The following is a 23754-nucleotide window of genomic DNA, read 5'->3' on the forward strand; positions in this document are numbered from 1 at the left end:
TCCACTGGAGGGTGCGCCGTGCTGCAGGAACAACACGACCCCGACGGATTCGGGAAGGCCAGCCCAGGAGGGCCCGCGCAACCTGCGCCGCCCGCCGCACTGGCACAACTGGCGGCGCTGGCCGGCGTCACCTTCAACGGCGATAAGCCGTGGGATATACAGGTCTTCGACGCCGCCACCTACGAGCGGATTCTTACCAGCGGTTCCCTCGGGCTCGGCGAATCCTTCGTCGACGGCCAGTGGGACGCCGCCCAGGTCGATGAACTGATCAACCGCTTCCTGCGCGCGCGGGTGGATAACCGGCTCCACCGTTCACTGCGACTGCGCCTGCTCGGCCACGCCCTGTCCGGTTACCTGAAAAACCTTTTGCGCAACCGCCAGAGCCGACGCCACGCCCACGAGGTTGGCGAGCGCCACTACGATATCGGCAACCCGATATACCAGGCCATGCTCGACCCCACCATGTCCTACAGCTGCGCCTACTGGGAAACCGCGACCAATCTCGCCGACGCGCAGCAGGCCAAGCTCGACCTGATCTGCCGCAAGCTGAAACTGCAGGCGGGCGAGCGCCTGCTGGACATCGGCTGCGGCTGGGGCGGACTGGCGGAATTCGCCGCCCGTCACTACGGTGTTAACGTCACCGGCATTACAGTATCGAAGGAACAGGCCGCCCTGGCCAGGGAGCGGCTGTCCGGACTTCCCGCCAGCATTGAACTGATGGACTACCGCAGCCTGGAAGGGCAGTTCGACAAAGTGGTCTCGGTGGGCATGTTCGAACACGTAGGCCCGAAAAACTACCGCACATTTTTCCGCAAGGTGCGCAGGCTGATGCAACCCGGGGGCTGCTTCCTGCTGCATACGATCGGCGAATACCGCACCACCACCCGCGACGACCCCTGGATCGACACCTATATTTTCCCCAACGGCAAACTGCCATCGGCAAAACGTATCAGCAAGGCATTCGAGGGCCTGCTCACCCTGCAGGACTGGCACAACTTCGGCCCGGATTACGACCGCACCCTGATGGCCTGGTGGGAAAACTTTGATCGCGCCTGGCCTCAGCTGAAGAGTGAATACTACGACGAGCACTTCTACCGCATGTGGAAATACTACCTGCAGTGCTGTGCCGGCTTCTTCCGTTCCGGTCGCGGCCAGTTATGGCAGATAGTGTTCACCGGAGCGGAACTGCAGGGCACCTACCGCTCGGTCCGCTGAACCACGTCAGCAGGCGAGACTGAAACAGGGGACATAGTTGTCCGGATTTATCTTCATGCGCCCCTCCGCCACGAAACCGGCGAGCAGTTCACCGAGCAGGGCAATGACGTCCGCTTCGCCATTGAGCTGGTAGGGGCCATGCTCCTCCACCTGGCGAATGCCCTGTTCTTTCACATTGCCGGCCACCAGCCCGGAAAACACCCGTCGCAGGTCGGCGATCAGTTCATGTTGCGGCCGCGAGCGATCCAGGTGCAGGGCCGCCATCCGTTCATGGGAAGGGATGAAGGGCTGCTGCAGGGCGTTTTCGATGTGCAGTCCCCAGTTGAAACCGAAGGATTCACTGGTGCGCACCCGGTAGTCGCGCACATCCCTGAGCCCCTGTTTCATGCGCTGCGCTACACCCGCCGGGTCGCCAATGATGATGTCGTAGTGGCGGGACACCTCCTCCCCGAGGGCATGGCGCAGGAAGCGGTCGATTCGCTCGAACCAGGCCTCGCTGCCCTTCGGCGCCGCCATGATCAGCGGCAGGGGAATATCCGCGTTGGCCGGGTGCATCTTCACCCCGAGCAGGTACATGATTTCCTCGGCGGTACCCACGCCGCCGGGAAAAATGACGATGCCGTGCGCCAGCCGCACGAATGCCTCCAGGCGCTTTTCGATGTCCGGCAGGATCACCAGTTCGTTGACCATGGCATTCGGTGACTCGGCGACGATGATCCCGGGCTCGGAAATACCGACGTAGCGACAGCCGTGGTTAAGTTGTTTGGCATGACCAATGGCCGCCCCCTTCATCGGCCCCTTCATCGCCCCCGGCCCGCAGCCGGTAGCGATATCCATGCCGCGCAGCCCGAACTCGTAGCCTACCTCCTTGCTGAAGTCATACTCCTGCCGGGAGATGGAGTGTCCGCCCCAACAGACCACGAGACGCGGTGAGGTATCGCTGCGCACTATGTTGGCGTTGCGCAGCACCCGGAACACCGCGTCAGTGATGCCGCTGCGGGATTCCAGGTCGAACTGCCCGACCTGGGCCAGCTTGTGGTGGGTATAGACAATATCGCGCAGCGCAGAAAACAGGTGGGCGCTGATACCCTCGATCATCCGGCCATCCACGAAGGCCTGTGCTGGCGCGTTATGCAACTCGAGTTTCAGCCCACGGGGTTCCGGGACCACCTGCAGCCTGAAATCGTCGTAGCGGGCGGATACTTCCCGCGTGTCGTCCACGTTGACCCCGGTGTTGAGTACCGCCAGCGCACAGAGCCGGAACAGGGCATACACCTCCGGGTTCACCTCGACGAGGCTGGTCATCTCGCGCTGGGAAAGAAGATCGAGGCTGTGCCTCGGGCGTACGGAAGAAAATGCAATTTTATCGGTCATAGACGGCAATATAGAGTATTTCCCGCCATCGACGCCATGCTTTACAGGGCGCTGCTGGCATGCTGCCATAGGCGTTTTTGCTCCGGAACAGCCGCCAGTGCTGACCCTCCAGGCCCGCAATCATGCCCACACGGCTGGCGCACGATTTGAAATCCCGCCACGCTTCCAGTAACAATGGTGAGGTAGCGGCGGCCAAGCCAGACCACCGCTGCCAGATTGCCTTACCAGGGAGGAACTCGTGCCAACGCTCACAACGTTGGATTATGCGGTTATTGCCGGCTACGTCTGCGTGGTCATTGCCCTGTGTGCGCTGGTCACACGAAAGTCCCCCGACACCGAAGAACTTTTCCTCGCCGGGCGCAGCCTCGGCCCGGCGGCCATCGGCCTGTCCCTGTTTGCCTCGAACATTTCCTCCACCACCCTGATCGGCCTGCCCGGTGCCGCCTGGGAATCCGGTATTTCGGTGGCCAACTACGAGTGGATGGCGGCCCTCGTACTGCTTTTCACCGCTGCGTTCGTGGTCCCGGTATTTATCGGCAAGCGCATTACCACCATCCCCGAAGTCCTGGAAAAGCGCTTCAGTCCGGCCCTGCGCAAATACCTTTCAGCGGTTTCACTGTTTCTCAGTATTGTGCTGGATACCGCGGGCAGTCTCTACGCCGGGGCCCTGGTACTGATGCTGTTCTTCCCGCACTTCAGCCTCGCGCCGACCTGCGCAGCCATGGCCCTGTTTGCCGGTCTCTACACTGCCGCCGGCGGGTTGCGCGCGGTCGTCTATACCGATGTGCTGCAATCCATCGTGCTGCTGGCCGGCTCGCTGATACTCGCGCTGCTGGTGTTCGCGGAATTCGATTTCAGCTGGGCCACCGTCAGCGCAGCCGTCGATCCGGAACACCTGTCGCTGATTCGCCCCCTGGACGACCCCGCCCTGCCCTGGCTCGGCACTCTCATCGGCCTGCCCTTACTTGGTTTCTATTACTGGACGATGAACCAGTACGTCGCCCAGCGCCTGCTCGGCGCCCGCAATGTAGAGGCCGCCGCCAGAGGTGCGATGCTCGCCGCCGCGCTCAAATTGCTGCCGTTGTTCCTGATGGTTATGCCAGGGGCGATGGCCACAGTCCTGCTGCCGGACCTGGAACGCGCCGACACCGTCTTCCCGCGCCTGATCGCCGAATACGCTCCGGCAGGTATCGCCGGCCTGATGCTGGCGGGCCTGATGGCGGCGATCATGTCCAGCGTCGACTCCACTCTCAACTCCGCCTCGACCCTGCTGATGGTGGATTTCGTGCAACCGCGCCACCCGACCATCAGTTCCCTCCAACTGGCGCGTCTCGGCCGGATCAGTACCATCGTGTTGATGATACTCGCGGCCCTTTGGGCGCCGGCTATCGACCGGTTTCCCGGCCTTTTTGCCTACCTGCAACAGACCTTCGCCTATGTGACACCGCCACTGGTCGCGGTTTTCGCCGTCGGCTTCTGCAGCAAACGGATCGGGGCCGGCGCGGCGCTGTACGGCCTGCTGCTCGGCCACCTGTGTTCGGCGCTGGCTTTTGTCGCCGCGCAGTTCCATTGGCTTACCCTGCACTTCACGATTATGGCGGGGCTGCTGTTTGCAGCGACGATCACTCTCATATTCCTTTTGCAGGCGCTGCCGGGCATGGACCGCGCCAGCGAGATGCAGGCGGCCGCCATCGGGTCGGAAAGCAGCGATAAATTGCCCAACACAATGCTGCTTCGTGTGGCTTTACTGGCGATCCTGACACTGGTTGTGGTCGGGATTTTCTGGTGAGGACCTGCCTGCATGTAACATGCATGTGTACATTTCGGGAAAAAACGCGGAAAAAACAGGGTTAAAAATTCATTCTGGAAAAAACTTCGTAATTTCAAGCTGATTCTGGTTTAATAATTTTCAGAAAACATTTTGTCACTAAGCACTTCGGTGCCCGTGCTGTTTTCCCTCGCGTTATAAAAACCACATATTCCCGCCGAGGTTGTTTACTGGCAAATGCAGCTCCAGCACCGGAATGGACTGGAGTCAGGATGGCCGAGCTTACCCTACGCTCCGCCATCCCGGCGTGCTGATCCCGCTGCAAAGCAGTCCACAAACAACCTGACGGGAGTACCGGATGCTATTAGCGACAGATCTCGATGGAACCTTTCTCGGCGGCAGCCTGAAAGATCGCAACAACCTGTACCAGCTTATCTCCTCTCACCCGGACATCGACCTGGTGTTTGTCACCGGACGCGGCCTCGAGTCAGTCCTGCCGCTGCTGTCGGACCCGATGATCCCCAAACCGCGCTACATCATTTGCGATGTCGGCTGTACGGTCGTCGACGGTGAAACCCTGCAACCACTGCACCCGCTTCAAGCAGAGATCGACTGCCTGTGGCCCGGCGAACATGTGGTCGAACAGGCCCTGCAGCACATCGACAATATCCAGCGACAGGATGTTCCGCAGGAACGCCGCTGCTCCTACTTCTGCGAGGCGGACGCTGTCACCGGGGAAATTCACGAGATTGTCGCGGAGCTGGAATGCGACCTGCTGTACTCTGCCGACCATTACCTGGATGTCCTGCCCCGGGGAATCAACAAGGGGCGCACACTGACCGCCCTGGTCGAGCATCTCGGCGTGGACCCGGCCCGGGTGCTGGTCGCGGGGGATACCCTCAATGATCTCTCCATGTTCCAGCAGACTTTCAATGGTGTCTGCGTGGGCGAATCCGAAGCGGCGCTGCTGGAATCCACCCGGGGTCGCTCACGCGTATTCCACGCCGAGGCCCCGGGTGCGGGCGGTATCCTCCAGGCCATCAGCTATTTTTCTTACCTCGGGCGTGCCGGTATCGATACGGAAATACGTGAGAATTACCAGTCCGGCAAATCGGACCTGGTCATCGTGTACCACCGCCTGCCCTACGAGGAAATCGTCGAAAACGGCGAAGTCATACGCCGCCGCCCCAAGTCACCGAACGGCATCATCCCGACCCTGCTGAGCCTCTTCGCCGACGGTCGCCAGGGTTCCTGGGTAGCCTGGGCACAACACAAGGGGCCGGATGACAAGTTTGTCGTGCATACCGAGGTGGATGCGCAAAACTACCCCAACCTGGTCGCCGCTCGCGTCCCCCTCACCGCCCAGGACGTGGATATCTTCTACAAGAAATTTTCCAAAGAGGCTTTCTGGCCCACCCTGCACACGTTCTGGGAACGCGCCTCCTTCCAGGAAGACCACTGGCAGCGCTTCCTCGAGGTGAACCGGCTATTCGCCGAGTGCACTGCCGCTGAAGCGGCTGCGGGCGCCACCGTCTGGATTCACGACTACAACCTGTGGATGGTGCCCGCCTTCCTGCGCGAACTGCGACCGGACGTGACCATTTCCTTTTTCCACCACACCTATTTCCCCTCGGCGGATGTCTTCAACGTCCTGCCATGGCGGCGCCAGATTGTCGGCAGCCTGCTGCAGTGCGATTACATCGGCTTTCACATCCCGCGACAGGCAGAAAACTTTGTGGATGTCGCACGCGGCGTCATGCCGGTCGAAAAGGTCCAGCGCGTAAGCTGCGCGCCCCGCTTTCTCAGCTATGGCTGCGCCGTGGGGCTGGATGAAATGACCACCCGCATCAAGGTCAATGACCGCCTCATCGGCCTCGGTGCACACCCGGTCGGTCTCGACCTCAATCGGGTTGCTTCGGTATTGCAGGACCCGGACGCACAACAGCGCATGAACGCGTTGCGCAAAGAACTACACGGCATCCGCCTGATCCTGTCCGTGGAGCGACTGGACTTCACCAAGGGCATCCTGGAAAAGCTCGAGGCCTACGAAACCCTGCTCGACGAGCATCCGGAGCTGGCTGGAAAAATCACCCTGATCATGGTCTGCGTTCCCGCGGCCAGCGGCATGACCATCTACGACCAGTTACAGGTACAGATCGAACAGACTGTCGGTCGCATCAACGGCCGCTTCGCCCGGGTCGGCTGGACGCCGGTGCAGTTCTTCTTCCGCGCCCTGCCCTTCGAGGAACTGGTGATCTACTACACCATGGCCGACCTGATGTGGATTACCCCGCTGCGCGACGGTCTCAACCTCGTGGCCAAGGAATACATTGCGGCACAGGGGATGAGCCAGGGCAGCGGCGTGCTGGTGCTCTCGGAATTCGCCGGTGCTGCCGCCGAACTGCGTGGCGCGGTACTCACCAACCCCCACGACCCCCGGGAACTGGTGGATACCTGTTATTTCGGGCTGTCGATGAGTCGCGAGGAAGCCCGCAACCGGCTCTCCGAGGCATTCGACATTGTCAGTCACTACGATATCGATTATTGGGCAAACGACTACCTCGACTCGGTGAAGGAATACGACGCCAGTTTCATCGGCGAAATCACGGCTGCATATTCGGACGCCACTACGGCGACGGACAGCCTGTACCGCAGTCACCCGGAAGCGGAGAATGCCGACGTGGTCTAGTGCCACCTCCCTGGACTGACTGTTATCAGAACTGTGACACCGGGTGCACAGGACCCATTAAACCGCCGGAGCAGCACAATCGTATAAGCGGCCGCAGACCGTCTGGCGGACATCCAACCGACTGGAAGATCGGCCGGCGCCGACCAAGGAAGTTCCATGCTGTTGAAAAACAAGATACAACTGATCTGCTATCCCAATCGCATCGGCAACAATCTGGCCGACCTCTACGCGACCCTGGAGAAACACTTCTCCGACGCGGTCGGCGGTGTGCACATCCTGCCCTTCTATCCGTCCAACGCCGACGGCGGTTTCTCCCCACTCACCCACTGTGAAGTCGACCCCGACGTCGGCGACTGGCATGACGTGGAGCGCATCGCGGCAAACTACGATATTTGCGCCGATCTCACCGTGAACCATATCTCGGATGAATCCGAGGAATTCAGGGACTTCCTCCAGCACGGTTTCGAGTCTGAATACGCCGAACTGTTCGTCGACGTAGACAGCTTCGGCGAGATCAGCCACGACGACATGGCCAAGATTCATATCCGCAAGGAAAAGGAACCCTTTCGTGAAGTCACCTTCGCCAACGGCGGCACTGCGCGCGTCTGGTGTACATTCACCGAGCAGCAGATTGATCTCAATTACAATTCTCCGCTGACCTACCGCCTGCTGGAACGCTACATTCGCGAGTTGACCTCACACGGCGTCAAATTGCTGCGCCTGGACGCCTTTGGCTACACGACCAAGGAAATTGGCACCAGCTGCTTCCTGGTGGAACCGCAGGTCTACCGCAACCTGGAGTGGATCAACGAGGTTGCCCTGAAACACGGCGCCGAGTGCCTGCCGGAAGTCCACGACCACACCAGCTTCCAGTACGCGATCAGCCGCCGCAACATGCATCCCTACGGCTTCGCCCTGCCGCCGCTGTTGCTGTACTCCCTGCTCGACAACAACAGTGTCCACCTGAAAAACTGGCTGCGCATGTGCCCGCGCAATATGGTCACCGTGCTCGACACCCACGACGGTATCTGTATTCCTGACGTCGAGGGCGTGCTCCCCGACGAGAAAATCCGCCTGCTGATCAACAATATCGAAACCCGCAGCGCCGACCCGATCATGCGCAGGTCCGCGGTCAACATTCACAGCGTCGGCGCCATCTACCAGCTCACCTGCACCTTCTACGACGCCCTGATGCAGAACGACGACGCCTATATCGCGGCGCGGGCGATCCAGTTCTTCACCCCCGGCATTCCCCAGGTCTACTACGTCGGCCTGCTGGTGGGCGCCAACGACGAGGAACTGATGCACCAGACCGGCGAATTGCGCGACATCAACCGCCACTACTATTCGCTGGAGGAAGTCGACCGGGAAATCGAACGCCCGGTGGTCCAGCGCCTCCTGAAACTGATGCGCTTTCGCTGCAGCTACCCCGCCTTCGACGGCCACTTCGAACTCAACTACTCCAGTGACGCCAGCGTGGCCATGGCCTGGCGGCACGGAGAGTACTACTGCCGCCTGTTTGTGGACCTGAATTTCAAAACAACTTCAGTAACTTACCTTGATGAGCACAGCGGGAACGAGGAAGTTCTGGACATATCCTGACGGCAAGTTTCCTGGGGATTTCGCAACAGTCGATGCACACACCAAAAGAGCACATTAGGCGCAAGAGGGCAGCTGGAACCGTTCGGCGACAGGGATGTCGCCGACCGAGCCTGCACAGGGATGTGCGCTTTTTGGCGTGTTCCGGCTGCCTTCTTGCCCCTCATGTGCGTTGGTCGTAGCTGCATCTCAGGGGGAAATTCGAATCAACCTTCGGTTTTTTTTCAGATATATGGTTCAAATTTTTAATAATCTTTCATCGTGAATTTCAAAATTCGCTGTGACTTTTTCCACATTGCCCAACTCCAATATTGACCAAAACCGCAGTACAGGCGCATTATTGCCACAGCCTACGGGCCCAACCATTTTTTGAAGAGTGATTTCCATGACCAGTCTGCATCAGGCATACATCGGCAAACGAGATGGCGCTACCGCCATGTCGCCCGTGTGCCTGTGGGTATGCGGGGTGGTTTGAGGAAGCATTTGAACTAGATTCATGAAAAAGGCCTCCGAGAACCCTGATTCCGGAGGCCTTTTTTAATTCCCCTACTTTCCAGGTCTTCGCTTTCAGGGTTCTCCCATAAACGGGAAGAAGAACCGTGAAAAAGGAATTACAGAACAATATCAGGACCATCTACATGATGGGGTTCCTGCTCGGCTTCATCGTGGTGGTACCGATCTACGTACCCCTGCTGCAAAGCCACGGCCTGAGCATGAGCGAGGTACTGCAGACTCAGGCCCTGTTCGCGCTGACCATCGCGCTGTTCGAAGTGCCCTCGGGCTACATCGCAGACATCTGGGGCCGGCGCAATGCCATCCTGCTCGGTGCCGGGCTGAACGCGATCGGCTTTTTTTCACTGCTGTGGGCGGACAGCTTCGTCGATTTCCTGGTCTACGAAGCCATCCTCGGGGTGGGTTTCAGCCTGATCAGCGGCGCGGATCTCGCGCTGCTCTACGACACTGAAGTCTACCTGCAGGAGCAGGGCCTCGACGGCGGAGCCGGAGCGGGCAAATCCCTGAGCCGGCTGATCTCCCTGGAAGCGGCGGCTTCCGGCGCAGCGGGTGTAGTTGCCAGCCTGCTGCTGATGCGCTCGCTGGATAGCGTGGTGCTGGTCCAGGCCATTGTCGGCTTTGCACCGGCAATACTCGGGCTGGGACTGGTGGAAGTACCGCGCATCACCAGCCAGGTACCCGAATCCGGCGGCCACGCAGCCAATGCCCGGCGCATCCTCGGCATACTGCTGTTCGGGCGCCCGGTAGTGTTGTGGACTGCAGCCGCCATCGCGGTATTCGGCCTGTTCGCCGTCTACGTCTTCTGGGTCTACCAGAAGTACTGGGAAATGCAGGGTATTCCGCTGGAGTGGTTCGGCTATATCTGGGCGGCCTTCGCGCTGACCGCGAGCCTGGCGGCGCGTTACAGCGGCGCGCTGGAAAGGTATTTCGGCACGCGACTCCTGCTGGTAATGATCGCCGTCCTGCCCCTCGGTGGCCTGCTGGGAATGGCCTTTGGCGCCGGCTGGTTCGGGGTATTCTGCGGCTTCGCGATACAGATATCCCGCGGCCTGTCGATGACGCTATTCTACGAGGCGCTCAACCGGCGGGTACCCGGCGAATTCAGGGCCACGGTGAACTCGCTGGTCAGCCTTGCGGTGCGCTCGGTGTTTATCGTCACCGGTCCACTGCTGGGTATGGCGCTGGACAGCCAGGGCATGCAGCCCACACTGCTGGCCCTGGTGGCGATCTTCGCCCCCCTGATGGTGGTGGTACTGGTGCCGCTGGTCCTGCGGATACGCAGCGAACGGGCGGAGAATCTGTCCGTACCGGCGGCCCGCAACGCCACCTGAGAAACTGACTGACGGCCGGCAGCTGCGCTGCCGGCCGCATGCTATCCCGCCGGAATTTCCCGTTCCTGCCAGGCGGCAACATGCCGCTCAAGCACATCGCAGCCGTTGAACTGGGCATCCAGCGCGGCAATAAAATTGAACACACCGGTTAACTTGCGCGCGATCAGCGCGAACTCCCGCGATGGCGGTGTAAAGTGGCGGCTGGCCGCAGAGGCAGCCGCTTTCTTTCCCGCGCGGCGCATCAGGTGCGAGCGGGCCCAGCAATACTCTCCCTGGGCATTGAGGTATTCCGCCGGCAGCTGGTCCGCCGGGCGCAGCGGTTCCAGCAGGTGCAGGCAGAAGTCCGCGAACATCTCCCGCCCCTCGGCACTGGCATCGGGCTGCAGGCAACCCAGTCCGGTCAGTCCCTCGACTATCGCGTGCATATCCTGCTGCTGGCTGGCCGCCACCGTGCGGCGCAGGTGCAGGAGAAAATCCTCCGGGCAATCCAGCACCGAACCGAAATCCAGCAGGGCCAGCTCGTCGTCCGCCTCGCTCTTGCGGCGATCATCCAGCCGCAACAGGTAATTGCCGAAATTGGGGTCGGTCTGCAGCAGGCCCCAGTCATAGAGCTCGTAGAAAAACAGCTCGAGCATGGCCCGGCCCAGGGCATCGCGCCGGGCCTGGGACAGGCCCGAGACCTCTTTGGCGGTAACCGGGTAGCCCTCGATGAATTCCATCGCCAGCACCTCCCCGCTGCAGTAGCGGGGAAACAGTTCGGGTACGTGGTAGTGAACGGAGTCCACCCTCAGGGTGCTCACCCGCTCGCGCATTTGCGTCGTCACCCGCGCTTCGCGCCGGTAGTCGATTTCCAGCAGCAGGTGTTCGCGCAGGGAATGCATCCAGTTATCGAGATCGCGCCCCGACTTTACCCAACGCGATAAAACCAGCATGCGGATGACCGCGTCGAAATCCGCTTCGATGAGTTCGCGCAGGCCGGGATACTGGATTTTCAGGCAGATCCACTCGCCGCCGTCCCGCAACCTGGCCAGGTGTACCTGGGCCAGCGAGGCCGCAGCAACCGCCTGCGGATCGATGTCCAGTTCGTCGTAGCGTGCGCCGAGGGATTCGCGCACGAATGGTTCCAGCTCGCTCCAGGCCATTGGTTCGGTGCCATCGGAGAGTTCGCGCAGCGCCTCCACCAGTACCGCCGGCAGGAAATGCTCGCCGAACAGCGCCATCATCTGGCCGATCTTTACATAGGTGCCCTTGAGTCGGCCCAGTTCGGCGACAAAACGCCGCGCCTCGCGGCGGGCGAATTCGGAATCGCCCTCCTCGCGACCCAGCACCCGGCCCACCGCACCGTCCAGGGCCAGCGCACCACCGGCGCGCAGACCGGCCAGGGAGACCGCCATACCACGCCCCAATGCACCAAAGCCCGAGTTCCGTTTTTTTGCCATAGCCGTTCCGTACAAGTACAGCCGGTGCGCACCAGGACCGGTCTGCAAGTAATCACTCCCCCTGATGGTAGCGGCAGCTTGCCGGCGCTGTACAGTCACCACCGGCACCTGCCGCCGCTGCCCCGCAGTCCCGCAACCCGGCGCTGCAAGCCCAGCGGTCCTGCAGGCGCGAGTGGCGCGCCGCCGACGACGGGGAATATTGGTCCCCCGAGCGCGGCCATGCACACTGGCATCGCGACTTACCGCGAAAATAAGCTACCCTAGAACGGGATATCCAAGGGGACCCTCTCGCATGATCAACCTGAGTGTCTGGGCGCAGGCCCTGGACCGCATGCCCAAGCTCAGCGCCAGTGAATGGCAACAACTCGACCCCGTGGCGCGCTGGCTGATCGCCTGCCGCGCCTCGGTGCTGTTCATGACCTTCACCGCCGCAGCCCTCGGCGGCCTGCTGGCCTGGCGGGCCGGCGCGTTCCACTGGGACCTGTGGCTGGCCACCGTGCTCGGGCTGGTGTTCGCCCACGCGACCAATAACCTGCTCAATGACTATACCGATTCACGCCGCGGCATCGACCGGGACAATTACTACCGCAACCAGTACGGCGTCCACGTACTGGAAGACGGCCTGATGAGCGAGACGCAGTTCTGGCGCTACACCGGCACCACCGCAGCCGTCGCCCTCGGCCTCGGCGGCTGGCTGGTGTTCCAGCGCAGCGGCCTGACCCTGGACCTGATGCTGGCCGGGGCGTTCTTCGTACTGTTCTACACCTGGCCGCTGAAATACTACGGTCTCGGTGAGCCCGCTGTACTGCTGGTCTGGGGGCCACTGATGGTGGGCGGCGCGTATTACGTACAGACGGCCGACTGGAGCTGGGATGTGACCTGGCTGAGTATCGTCTTCGCGCTGGGACCGACCACCGTCCTCTTCGGCAAGCACACCGACAAGCTGGAAGCGGACCGGGAGAAGCACGTGCGCACCCTGCCGGTGCTCATCGGCGAGCGCGCCGCCCGCTGGGCGGTGCTGGGCATGATCATCGCCCAGTACCTCCTGTGTATCGCCCTGGTGCTGGGCGGCGCCTTCCAGTGGCCCCTGCTGGTAGTGCTGGCAGCCCTGGCGCAATTCCCGGCCCTGTGGCGCGCCTTCAGGCAGCCCAAGCCGGCTACACCGCCGGCGGATTACGCCGCGGATGTCTGGCCGCTGTGGTTCTCCGCCTGGGCGTTTCGCCATACCCGGCGCTTCACCACCCTGTTCCTGCTCGGACTGGTTGCCGACACGCTGCTCTAATGAAACCGGTGGATTTGGCGGTAAAAAGGCCGCAACCACTTGGCGCTGCGGCGTGCTCACCGTATATTGTGGCGCAGCATGAACTATCAACGCAGCAAAACCATTGATCCCAGCGCGCCGGTGAAAGTCGGCGTACTGCTTGCCAACCTCGGGACTCCGGATGCGGCCGAGCGCGGCGCCCTGCGCCGTTTTCTCAAGCAGTTCCTGTCCGATCCACGGGTGGTGGAAGCCCCGCGCCTGCTGTGGTGGTTCATCCTCAATGGATTCATTCTCAATTTCCGCCCCGGGCGTTCGGCGCGCGCCTACCAGCGCGTGTGGACGGAACAGGGCTCACCCCTGCTGGTTTACACCCGCGATCAGGCCAATGCCCTGCGGGCAACCCTGCAGGAGCGCTACGGCGAAGAGTTGCTGGTGGAATTCGCGATGCGCTACGGCAGCCCGTCAATCGACCAGGTGGTCGACGGCATGCTGGAGCAAGGTGTCACACGCCTGCTGGTGATACCGCTTTATCCGCAGTACAGCGGCGCCGCCAGCGCTTCCGTTTTCGACGCGCTGGTACAACCGCTGATGCGGCGGCGCGACGTGCCGGCCCTGCGCACCGTCCACGATTACCACGATCACGCAGATTACATCGGCGCCCTGGCGCTGCAAATCCGCAAATACCAGGCCGAGCACGGCAAACCGGACAAGCTGGTGTTTTCCTACCACGGGGTGCCCCAGCGGCAGTGCGACGAGGGCGACCCCTACTACCTGCAGTGCCTGCACACCACCCGCCTGGTCGCGGAGTTGCTGGACCTGGCGGAAGAGAGCTACCTCACCTGCTTCCAGTCCCGCTTCGGCCGCGAACCCTGGCTGCAACCGGCCACCGATACCACCCTCAGGGAACTGGCTGGCCAGGGTGTCAAATCCCTGCAGGTGATCTGCCCCGGCTTCAGTGCAGACTGCCTGGAGACCCTCGAGGAAATCGCCATGGAAAACCGCGATGTATTTCTCGAGGCCGGTGGCAGCGACTACGGCTACATTCCCTGCCTCAACAGTGAACCCGAGCACATCGCGGCGCTGGCCCAGATCGCCAGCGAGGAACTGGCCGGGTGGGTTTTCAACCGCATCGAGTAAGCCCGGCAATACCACCTGCCACCCCCGACACGCGCAGGAAAAAATTCAGTGGTGGAAGGAGTGGGGCTCCAGCACCCCAATGCTGTAAGCCAGGGCAATCCCCAGCAGGAAGGCAGTGGTCAGCTTGAAGCGGTCATGGCTGTGGAAGTGCACCTCGGGCAGCAGGTCACTGAGCGCGATACACACGAATGCCCCCGCCGAGAAAGCCAGTGCGCCGGCCACCACGGCATCGCCAGAATAGGTGAGCAGGTCTACACCGAAATAAAACGCCAGTGCTCCCAGTGGGCAGAGCAGCGCGAACAGCAGGTTCGCCGCCATCCTCGCCATCCGGCTGCTGCCGCCGGCCTGCATGATCGTCGTAACCGACATCGCGTCCAGGGGCTTGTGCAGCAACACTGCCATGAACACACCGAATCCAGCCAGCGCGCCGGCCGCACTGGTATGGGTATCACCGCGCATCACCGCACCCAGTGCGATACCGTCGATCACGCTGTGCAAACCGAGGCCCAGGGCCACCCCGATCCAGCTGGCGCCGTGGGCCGCCGGCTGGTCCGGCTGCCCGTGGTCGTGATGGTGGTGGGCATGGGGATGATCGTGGTGCTCATCCTCCTCCGGGCTGAAATCGTGCTGGTGAAAATTGAACAGGCGCAACATCAGCAGCATGGCGATCAGGCCGACCATCAGCCAGTCCACCGCCCGGTCCACCGAGGCCTGTTCGCCGCCGAGCGCAATGCTGTGGGGCAGCAGGTGGAAAAACGCCACGCCGAGCATCAGGCCGGAAACCAGGCTCATGACCAGCTGGGTGCGGGTGTGGGTCATGCGAATCCGGTCTGGCAACAAGCCGCCCGCCAGCGACACACAGGCGATGGCGACACAGTAGCCGGTTAACAGGAGCGCGGTTGAGACGGACATGAGCGAGGCAGTTTCTCCCGGGAAAAGCAGCGTATTATTTCACAGGGGCCGACAGCACAGCCAGCGGCTGGCCGAGGAGCAGTCGGAACTCGGTGGAGCGGCGCGGGCAGCGGGGCAGGCGACGGCTCCCGCTCACCCCTACACCAGCACCAGGTTGTCGCGGTGAATCAGCTCTTCATCCCCGGCATAACCCAGGATGCTTTCGATGGCCGACGAAGCCTTGCCCATGATCTGGCGGGTTTCCTCGGCACTGTAATTACACAGGCCCCGAGCGACTTCGCGACCTTCCGGGTCGCGACAGGAGATGAGGTCGCCACGCGCGAAGCGACCCTGCACTTCACGTACCCCCACCGGCAACAGGCTGCGACCGGATTCACGCAGCACGCGCACGGCGCCGGCATCGAGGCTGACGCTGCCCTGCACCTGCAACATGCCCGCCAGCCATTGCTTGCGGGCATTTTCCGGGCGCTTGCCGCTGCGCAGCCAGGTGCCGATGTTGTCGCCGCTGGCGATGCGCGCCAGCACATCCGCCTCGCGGCCACCGGCGATGATGGTTTCAGTGCCCGAGCGCGCAGCCAGCCGTGCAGCGCGCAGCTTGGTAATCATCCCGCCGCGGCCCAGCACGCCGCCCTCCCCGGCCATGCTGTCGAGCTCCGGCGACAGCACATCGGCCATCTCCACCAGCCGGGCACCGGGATTCCTGCGCGGGTCGGCATCGAACAGGCCCTGCTGGTCGGTCAGCAGCATCAGGCCATCGGCGTCGATCAGGTTGGCCACCAGCGCGGCCAGGGTGTCGTTGTCACCGAAGCGGATCTCATCGGTGACCACGGTGTCGTTCTCGTTGACCACCGGCACCACGCCAAAATTCAGCAGGGTACTCAGGGTACCGCGGGCGTTGAGGTAGCGGTCGCGGGCGATGACGTCGTCGTGACCCAGCAGGACCTGCGCGGCGATAATACCGTGCTGCTTGAAGGCGTTCTCGTAGTTCTGTACCAGTACCGACTGGCCCACCGCCGCCGCGGCCTGCAGTTCGTGCAGCACGTGGGGGCGCGCCGACAGGCCGAGGCGCACCACGCCCGCGGCGACCGCGCCACTGGAGACCAGCACCACCTCACAGCCGCTCGCGCGCAGCCGGGCAATCTGCTCGACCAGATTGGCGATCACCAGTTCATCAAGCCCGCGACCATCGTTGGTCAGCAGCGCACTGCCGACCTTGACCACCCAGCGCCGGCCGGCAGCGATTTCAGCTCGTTCACTCATCAGGGGGCGTACTCTACCTCGACGTCGTAATCGTCTTCGTCCCAGTCGTCGTCATCGTCATCGCTGTCGCCCTTCGCGGGGCGGCGACGGGCCGCACGCAGTTCGGCTATCCGCTCGCGGGCCTCGGCCTGCATGCGCAGCTGGGCTTCGCGTTCCGCCTCGGCCAGTTCGGGATCGGCTGCCTCGCGCTCCTGCAGCTCCTCGAGATGGCGCATGAGGTCACCACAAAGCACGTCCGTGCCCTCGCCCTTGATCGCCGAGATCTCGTAAACCGGCCCCTGCCAGTCCAGTGCTTCGATGATCGCCGCGCGCCGTTCGGCGAGCGTTTCGGCGTCCAGCAGGTCGCACTTGTTGAGCACCAGCCAGCGCTCGCGCGCGGCCAGGGTGGGACTGAACTGCTCCAACTCGTGGACGATGGCGACCGCGGCATCTGCGGGCTCGACTGCATCCCAGGGGGCCATGTCCACCAGGTGCAGGAGAATGCGGTTGCGGGTCAGGTGCTTGAGGAAGCGGATGCCGAGGCCGGCGCCTTCCGAGGCACCCTCGATCAGGCCGGGGATATCCGCCACCACGAAACTGCGGTGCGCCTCCACGCCGACCACCCCGAGGTTGGGCACCAGGGTGGTGAAGGGGTAGTCCGCCACTTTCGGCTTGGCCGAGGAGACCGCGCGGATAAAGGTCGACTTGCCCGCGTTGGGCAGGCCCAGCAGGCCGACATCGGCCATCACCTTGAGTTCGAGCTTGAGTGCCCGGACCTCGCCCTCGGTGCCGTGGGTGGTCTGCCGCGGGGCGCGATTGGTACTGGATTTGAAGCGGGTATTGCCGAGGCCGTGGAAACCGCCCTGGGCCACCATCAACTGCTGGCCATCGGCCTGGATGTCGCCGAGCAGTTCACCGGTGTCCTCGTCCAGGATGGAAGTACCCACCGGCACCTTGAGCACCAGGTCCTTGCCGCTCTTGCCGGTGCAATTGCGCCCCTTGCCCGATTCGCCGCTCTCGGCGCGGTAACTGCGTACGTAGCGGTAGTCGACCATGGTGTTGAGGTTGTTGTCGCCCTCGAGGTACACGCTGCCGCCATCGCCGCCGTCGCCGCCATCCGGGCCGCCCTTGGCAATGAATTTCTCACGCCGGAAGCTGAGGCAGCCGTTGCCGCCCTTGCCGGCGTAAACCGTGATACTTGCTTCATCGACGAATTTCATAAGCTATCCGTGGTATCGGGTATCCGCGGCGCGGGCGGCTTTCCCACCCTCACCTCGCGTCCGGAACTTCCCCTCCAGAGACGAAAGGGCCTGCCCCGCACCGGGTCTCCTGTACCAATCCAGTATATAAAAAAAAGCCCCGTCATCAGACGAGGCTTTTTGTTTCTTGTCGCGACAGTGCGATCAGGCGCTCACCACCTGAACGAACTTGCGGTTGTTCGGGCCGCGGGTCACGAATTCAACCTTGCCATCGGCGGTGGCGAACAGGGTGTGATCCTTGCCCATGCCGACGTTTTCACCGGCGTGGAACTTGGTGCCGCGCTGGCGAACGAGGATGTTGCCAGCCAGGACCGCCTGGCCGCCGAAGCGCTTCACGCCAAGGCGTTTACTTTCGGAATCGCGGCCGTTACGAGTACTACCGCCTGCTTTCTTGTGTGCCATGAGTCAATTCCTCCTGTTACGCCGAGATACCGGTGATCTTCACTTCGGTGTACCACTGGCGGTGGCCAGTTTCCTTCCGATAGTGCTTGCGGCGGTTGAATTTGACGATCTTCACTTTCTTGTGACGACCGTGGGCAACGACTTCAGCGGTAACCTTGCCGCCTGCCACAACGGGGGTGCCGATCTTGACTGCGTCGCCGCCGCCAATCATCAGGACGCGATCGAATTCGACAGACTCGCCAGTGGCGGCTTCGATCTTTTCCAGCTTGAGGGTTTCACCCTCGACGACGCGGTGCTGCTTGCCACCGGCTTCAATAACTGCGTACATTGCGTGCTCCGTTTACTTAGCCTGCTCGCAATTTGATAAAAACCCTTGATAATCAAGGGGGCAGAGCAAGGCACAAACGTTGTTGAGAACCCCTCCAGCAAGCCTCAGGGGAGGTACCAGGGGGCAGAGGGCGGCGATTCTACCCAAATCAGCCACGTGTCACAAGGGGAAATTTGCCCCTCCCGGCAGAGGCCGCGGGGCACCGTGCTGTGCGCAAACGCCGATCCATGCCACACAATTATAAACCATTATCCTTTTTGGGAAATCCATTACCAATGGGAATATGCCCCAGTCGCGCTTTTCACTGGGTTTTACCCGCCAGTCGCGTCAAGATGAGGGCACCCCCTGACACCCGCCAAGGCATCCAGACTGAACGCGTCACGCCCCCCTATCTGGCAATCGGGCCTCTTCCTCGTCGCCATCGCCACCCTGGGCATGGCCATGAAGGGCATATTCGCCCGCTTCGTCTACCAGCACGGCGTCTCCGTGGACGCGTTACTGGTGTGGCGGTTCGCACTCGCGGTGCCCATGTTCTGGCTGGGCGCGCTCTGGCTCAACCGGCACAAACCAAAGGCGCCGCTGACAGCGCGCCAGTGGCAGCTGTGCCTGCTTACCGGGGCCCTGTTCTTCCTCAGCGCCTGGTGCGACTTCAACGCCATCCACCAGCTGGGGGCGAGCGTATCGCGCATCCTGCTCTACCTGTTTCCCGCACTGCTGCTGGTCATTCACGCGCTGCAGTACCGGCGCATGCCGCCGGGCCTGCAGGTTGCCGTGTTCGCGGCAGCCTGGGTTGGCATGCTGCTACTCCTTATACCGGGCTGGCAGGGCGGCGCTATCGGGGCAGCGGGCATTGCCTTTGGACTCGGGGCCGCGACCTGCTACGCGCTGTTCCTGTGGCTCAGCCAGGGTGTCATGCGCGAGATTGGCTCGGTGCGCTTCAACCAGGTTTCCAACAGTTTTACCCTGGTACTGATGGCGCTCCTGCTGCTGCCGGGTACCACTGCGGGGGAGCTCGCGCTGGACCTGCCCGCGCTCGGCTGGATGCTGGCCCTGGTGCTGTTTTCCACCGCGCTACCCTATTTCCTGATGCTGGAAGGCGTACACCGGGCCGGCGCCTCCGAGGCAGGCATCGTCGCCATGTTCGGCCCGGTGCTGACAGTAATGATGGCGGTAGCACTTTTCCCGGATGAACGCCTGCAGCCCCTGCAATGGCTGGGAGCCCTGCTGGTCCTGCTGGGCATTGGAGCACTGACCATGGCGCGGCCGCCCGGCAAAGCCAAGACGCACCGTAACGCTTGACAGCCCGGGGGGGCGCACCTAGCATGCCGGTGCACCCTGGCTGTCATTTCCTATGCAAGAGATTCGCTCGCCGGTTGCCGCCGAATTCGAGCGGGTCAACCAGTTAATCATCGACCAACTGCATTCCGATGTTGCGACCGTGGAAAATATCGGTCATTACATCGTCGATGCCGGCGGCAAGCGACTGCGCCCCCTGCTGGCGCTGCTGACGGCCGCCGCCCTGGGTCGCTGTGACGACGCCCATATCAAATTCGCCGCGGTGATCGAATTCATCCACACCGCCACGCTGTTGCATGACGATGTGGTCGATATTTCCAGCCTGCGCCGCGGTCGCCCCACCGCCAACGCCGAGTTCGGCAACGCCTCCTCGGTGCTGGTAGGAGACTTCCTCTACACCCGCGCCTTCCAGCTGATGGTGGACCTCGCCAACCACGAGGTGCTGCGGCATATGGCGGACACCACCAATACCATAGCCGAGGGCGAGGTGCTGCAACTGGAGCGGGCCGGCAACCCGGACACCAACGAACAGCAGTACCTGGACGTCATTACCCGCAAGACCGCGGTGCTGTTCAGCGCCGCCACCTACGGCGCGGCGACCCTGGGGAATGTCGACACCGGCCTGCGCAGCGCCATGCGCGAGTTCGGCCTCAACCTCGGTATCGCCTTCCAGATGATCGACGACCTGCTCGACTACGCCGGTGACCCCGCGACCATGGGCAAGAATGTCGGTGACGACCTCAACGAGGGCAAGGTCACCCTGCCCCTGATCCACACCATGGCCCAGGGCTCTCCCGCCGAGCAATCCCTGGTGCGCGATGCTGTGCTCGCGCGTTCCAGCGAACACATCGGGGAAGTCGTGGCCGCCGTGCAGCGCTGCGGTGCGCTGGAGTTTACCCGCCAGCGCGCCTGCCATTACCGCGACCTGGCGCTAGCCGCACTGCACGTACTGGAGGACAGCCCGGCGAAGTCCTCACTGCAGGCCGTCGCCGAACTTTCGGTCGCCCGCGACAGCTGATTCACCCGAAGTAGTCGGCCATTCAATTGCTTCGCACCCGGGGCCTTCCTATACTCGAAAGCAATCGCTTCCCGTAGTAAGGACTCCCCGCCATGCCCGCCGCACCACGACTGGACCTGTATCCCGCCTTTTCAACACTTCGGGATCAGGCGCTGGCCCTGCGTGGAGCAACACTCGCAAATCTCTTCGCCGGCCAGCCTGGCCGGGAAGATGCATTCTCCCGCAGCGGTGCCGGCCTGGGGCTCGATTTCAGCCGGCAGTTGCTCGACCCTCCAGCCCTGGCTGCGCTACTGCAACTCGCCAACGAGGCGGACCTCCCCGCCCATATCCAGGCCCTGCTGCGCGGCGACAGCGTCAACAACACCGAGGCGCGGCCGGCGCTACACTCCCTGCTGCGGGCAGCCACTGCCCCGGCGGGACTGGAGGACAAGTTCGCGCAGGTGGAAGCCACTCGCCTGCGCATGCGCGACATTGCCGCGCTCATCAACAGCGGTACCCACAAGGGATTTAATGGCGACGCCATCACCGACGTCGTCAACATCGGCATCGGCGGTTCCGACCTGGGCCCGCGCCTGGTCACCGAGGCCCTGCGTCCCTACCAGGGCGGCATCGCCTGCCACTACGTGGCCAACGTAGACCCGGCCGACCTGCAGGACACCCTGCTCGAGCTCGACCCGGAGACCACCCTGTTCGTGGTCTGCTCGAAGTCCTTCCGCACCGAGGAAACCCTGACCAACAGCCTGTTCGCCCGCGACTGGATGCGCGCTGCCGGCGCGACGGATGCCGATCTCGCCCGGCATTTCCTCGCCATCACCACCAATATCCCGGCGGCCACCGAGTTCGGCATCGCCGAGGAAAACTGCCTGCCGATCTGGGACTGGGTGGGCGGCCGCTATTCCGTGTGGTCGGCTATCGGCCTGTCCTGCGCCATCTCAGTGGGCTGGGACAACTTCGCCGACTTTCTGGCCGGTGCCGCCGCCATGGACCGGCACTTTGCCGAGGCGCCGCTGGCGGACAACCTGCCGGTACTGCTAAGCCTGCTGGAGATCTGGAACCGCAACCTGCTCGGCGCCGGCAACCACGTGGTCCTGCCCTACGACCAGTGCCTGGCGCACCTGCCCGACTACCTGCAGCAGCTGACCATGGAGAGCAATGGCAAACGGGTCGGTGCGGACGGCGGCGCCCTGGGCTACGCCACCGGTCCGGTGCTCTGGGGTTCCGCCGGCACCATCGGCCAGCACTCCTTCCACCAGTTGCTGCACCAGGGTACCGAACTGTGCCCCGCCGACTTCGTCCTGCCGTTCACCACCCACACTGGCATGAGCGAACAGCACCGCCGCCTGGTGGCCAACTGCCTGGCGCAGAGCCGGGCGATGATGGTGGGGCGCTCCGAGCCTGCCGCCACGCAATCCCTGCTGGCGCGCGGCTACAGCGCGGAAGATGCCGCGGCGCTGGCGCCGCACCTGGTGATCCCCGGCAACAAGCCCCACAACGTGATCACCATGGACGCGCTGACACCAGCCACGCTCGGCGCGCTGCTTGCGCTGTACGAGCACCGCACCTACTGCAGCGGGGTGCTCTGGGGCATCAACCCCTTCGACCAGTGGGGCGTTGAACTGGGCAAGGAGATCGGCGTGCAGATTCTCGGCCTGCTGGAGGACCCGGACGTGGCGGGCGACATGGATCCGGCGACGGCGCGCCTGATTGCGGAGTGGCGAAGTGCCCAGGACAAATCTGCCTAACGCCGCGACAGGACTGCGAGCTTGCCCTGGTAAAGCGAGCGCGATTCCGGCTCCTCGGCTGCCTCAACTGCCCGGGCAAAGGCCTGCTTCGCCTTGCTGCGCTTGCCCGCGAAATAGTAGGCCTTGGCGAGTTCCCCCTGGATTTCGGCACTGTAGGGCGCCAGCTCCGCGGCGGTTTCCAGAAAGCCGACCGCCGCGCGGAAGTCACCCTCACCCAGCGCCGCCAATCCCAGCGCGTACCAGCGCATCGGGCTGGGGTCATCGATCCTCGACAGCTGTTGTGCGACCTGCTCTGCCTCCGCGCTGCGTCCCTCGGACAGCAGGAGCAAACGCAGGTTTTTCAGCAGGGTCAGTGGGTATTCGGTGTTAGCGATACCGAATCGGTAGGTGTCCTCGGCGAGCTCGTTCATGCCCGCGTGACGATAAACCACGGCAAGGAGGTTCAGTGACTCTGCATCGGCGGGCGCCGCTTCGAGTGCACTCACCGTGTACCAGTAGGCCCGGTCGAGCTCGCCAGCCTCGAGCGCATCCACCGCTAAGTTACGGTAGTAGCGCCCGGTAAATTCGCCGAAGGAAAGGTTGCCGAAAAAACGTTCGCGACCGGTGGGAAAATAATCGATAACCACCGACGGGGGCCGCAGCAGCTGGATATCCTGTTCCGGCAGCCATTCCGGGTCGCTGAGCCGCGTCCGCACATGGACACCCTTCTCCACGACGCCCTCGCGAATCTGGTAGACCGGGGCATCGATCATCAACTGGTGATCGATTTCCACGCCGGCGCGCCTCGCCAGGGCTGTGGTCAGTATCGCCAGCGACAGGCAATTGCCCGACTCCTGCGCCAGCGCCTCGCTGGCGAGGAGGGTATCGCCGCGATAACTGAAGTCCTCGGTGATGTGTTTGAGGTAATCCGCCACCCGGCGGTAGGGAGGATTCCGGCTCTGCCGTGAACCGTTGAACCAGATGTCGAATGCGGCAGTTTGTGCGTCTGTCAGCTGGTAAATCGCGTCGGGAGAGGGGATATCCGGTGGCGGCCCGAACGCTTCGTCGCGACGAAAACTGGCAATTGAGTCGACGTGAGCCGCCGAACCACTTGAAGCAGTGCCTGCACACCCGGCACAGGCCAGGCACAACAGCGCTATAGAGACGGGCCGCACGATGTTTATCATCACCTTATCCGAGGGCCGATTACCCCCCGATTATAGCGCGATTCCACCCGGCGTGCGGCACGCCTC

General features: G+C 62.8%; 19 protein-coding genes. 10 read left to right on the forward strand and 9 right to left on the reverse strand.

The features are described from left to right. Positions 1-18 precede the first annotated feature (18 nt). Positions 19-1215, forward strand: coding sequence for a cyclopropane fatty acyl phospholipid synthase (gene cfa, locus ACNKU3_RS12005; protein ID WP_418259708.1), 1197 nt, complete (start codon positions 19-21; stop codon positions 1213-1215). A gap of 6 nt (positions 1216-1221) precedes the next feature. Here cfa and ppnN read toward each other — a convergent pair whose 3' ends face one another. Continuing rightward, positions 1222-2589 (reverse strand): nucleotide 5'-monophosphate nucleosidase PpnN, encoded by a 1368-nt coding sequence (gene ppnN / locus ACNKU3_RS12010; protein WP_418259709.1) that lies wholly within the window; start codon positions 2587-2589, stop codon positions 1222-1224. A 238-nt stretch (positions 2590-2827) separates the two neighbouring features. Here ppnN and ACNKU3_RS12015 point away from each other — a divergent pair, with 238 nt between their 5' ends. From ACNKU3_RS12015 to gtfA, 3 genes are all read left to right on the forward strand, one after another. Continuing rightward, on the forward strand, positions 2828-4378 hold the full coding sequence (locus tag ACNKU3_RS12015; protein WP_418259710.1) for a sodium:solute symporter family transporter: 1551 nt from the start codon (positions 2828-2830) through the stop codon (positions 4376-4378). Positions 4379-4715: 337 nt separating this feature from the next. Continuing rightward, positions 4716-7046: a glucosylglycerol-phosphate synthase gene (ggpS, locus tag ACNKU3_RS12020; RefSeq protein ID WP_418259711.1), complete on the forward strand. Its 2331-nt coding sequence runs from the start codon at positions 4716-4718 to the stop codon at positions 7044-7046. A gap of 156 nt (positions 7047-7202) precedes the next feature. Next, positions 7203-8648, forward strand: a complete 1446-nt coding sequence (gtfA, locus tag ACNKU3_RS12025; RefSeq protein ID WP_418259712.1) for a sucrose phosphorylase — start codon at positions 7203-7205, stop codon at positions 8646-8648. Between the two features lie 234 nt (positions 8649-8882). On the opposite strand, the gene ACNKU3_RS12030 is transcribed toward gtfA, so the two are convergent. After that, a complete protein-coding gene (locus ACNKU3_RS12030; protein ID WP_418259713.1) occupies positions 8883-9032 on the reverse strand; it encodes a hypothetical protein in 150 nt (49 codons plus the stop codon). A gap of 212 nt (positions 9033-9244) precedes the next feature. Between ACNKU3_RS12030 and ACNKU3_RS12035 the strand changes: the two genes are divergently transcribed. After that, positions 9245-10489 (forward strand): MFS transporter, encoded by a 1245-nt coding sequence (locus tag ACNKU3_RS12035; protein WP_418259714.1) that lies wholly within the window; start codon positions 9245-9247, stop codon positions 10487-10489. A gap of 41 nt (positions 10490-10530) precedes the next feature. On the opposite strand, the gene ACNKU3_RS12040 is transcribed toward ACNKU3_RS12035, so the two are convergent. Continuing rightward, the gene (locus ACNKU3_RS12040; protein WP_418259715.1) at positions 10531-11883 is read right to left on the reverse strand and encodes an ABC1 kinase family protein; all 1353 of its coding nucleotides are present in this window, start codon (positions 11881-11883) and stop codon (positions 10531-10533) included. Between the two features lie 337 nt (positions 11884-12220). Here ACNKU3_RS12040 and ACNKU3_RS12045 point away from each other — a divergent pair, with 337 nt between their 5' ends. After that, entirely contained in the window at positions 12221-13210 is a 990-nt protein-coding gene (locus ACNKU3_RS12045; RefSeq protein ID WP_418259716.1) for a prenyltransferase, read from the forward strand. A gap of 78 nt (positions 13211-13288) precedes the next feature. Continuing rightward, entirely contained in the window at positions 13289-14326 is a 1038-nt protein-coding gene (hemH, locus tag ACNKU3_RS12050) for a ferrochelatase (RefSeq protein WP_418259717.1), read from the forward strand. Positions 14327-14371: 45 nt separating this feature from the next. On the opposite strand, the gene ACNKU3_RS12055 is transcribed toward hemH, so the two are convergent. From ACNKU3_RS12055 to rplU, 5 genes are all read right to left on the reverse strand, one after another. Further along, a complete protein-coding gene (locus tag ACNKU3_RS12055; RefSeq protein ID WP_418259718.1) occupies positions 14372-15238 on the reverse strand; it encodes a ZIP family metal transporter in 867 nt (288 codons plus the stop codon). Between the two features lie 138 nt (positions 15239-15376). Continuing rightward, the gene (gene proB, locus ACNKU3_RS12060) at positions 15377-16498 is read right to left on the reverse strand and encodes a glutamate 5-kinase (RefSeq protein WP_418259719.1); all 1122 of its coding nucleotides are present in this window, start codon (positions 16496-16498) and stop codon (positions 15377-15379) included. Next, positions 16498-17697 (reverse strand): Obg family GTPase CgtA, encoded by a 1200-nt coding sequence (gene cgtA / locus ACNKU3_RS12065; protein ID WP_418259720.1) that lies wholly within the window; start codon positions 17695-17697, stop codon positions 16498-16500. The genes proB and cgtA overlap by 1 nt, the downstream gene beginning before the upstream one ends. Positions 17698-17880: 183 nt before the next feature. Beyond that, positions 17881-18138, reverse strand: coding sequence for a 50S ribosomal protein L27 (gene rpmA / locus ACNKU3_RS12070; protein ID WP_418259721.1), 258 nt, complete (start codon positions 18136-18138; stop codon positions 17881-17883). Between the two features lie 16 nt (positions 18139-18154). Continuing rightward, entirely contained in the window at positions 18155-18466 is a 312-nt protein-coding gene (rplU, locus tag ACNKU3_RS12075; RefSeq protein ID WP_418259722.1) for a 50S ribosomal protein L21, read from the reverse strand. A 390-nt stretch (positions 18467-18856) separates the two neighbouring features. Here rplU and ACNKU3_RS12080 point away from each other — a divergent pair, with 390 nt between their 5' ends. The 3 genes from ACNKU3_RS12080 to pgi all read left to right on the forward strand — a co-directional run bounded on the left by ACNKU3_RS12080 (position 18857) and on the right by pgi (position 22522). Next, complete coding sequence (locus tag ACNKU3_RS12080) at positions 18857-19765, forward strand: DMT family transporter (RefSeq protein WP_418259999.1); 909 nt, start codon at positions 18857-18859, stop codon at positions 19763-19765. A 52-nt stretch (positions 19766-19817) separates the two neighbouring features. Beyond that, a complete protein-coding gene (locus tag ACNKU3_RS12085; protein ID WP_418259723.1) occupies positions 19818-20780 on the forward strand; it encodes a polyprenyl synthetase family protein in 963 nt (320 codons plus the stop codon). A 92-nt stretch (positions 20781-20872) separates the two neighbouring features. Beyond that, a complete protein-coding gene (gene pgi, locus ACNKU3_RS12090) occupies positions 20873-22522 on the forward strand; it encodes a glucose-6-phosphate isomerase (protein WP_418259724.1) in 1650 nt (549 codons plus the stop codon). Here the strand turns inward: pgi and ACNKU3_RS12095 are convergent. After that, a complete protein-coding gene (locus ACNKU3_RS12095) occupies positions 22519-23688 on the reverse strand; it encodes a tetratricopeptide repeat protein (RefSeq protein WP_418259725.1) in 1170 nt (389 codons plus the stop codon). The genes pgi and ACNKU3_RS12095 overlap by 4 nt on opposite strands. Positions 23689-23754: the final 66 nt, after the last annotated feature.

The organism is Haliea sp. E17 (assembly GCF_048323675.1).
GTDB lineage: Bacteria > Pseudomonadota > Gammaproteobacteria > Pseudomonadales > Halieaceae > Mangrovimicrobium.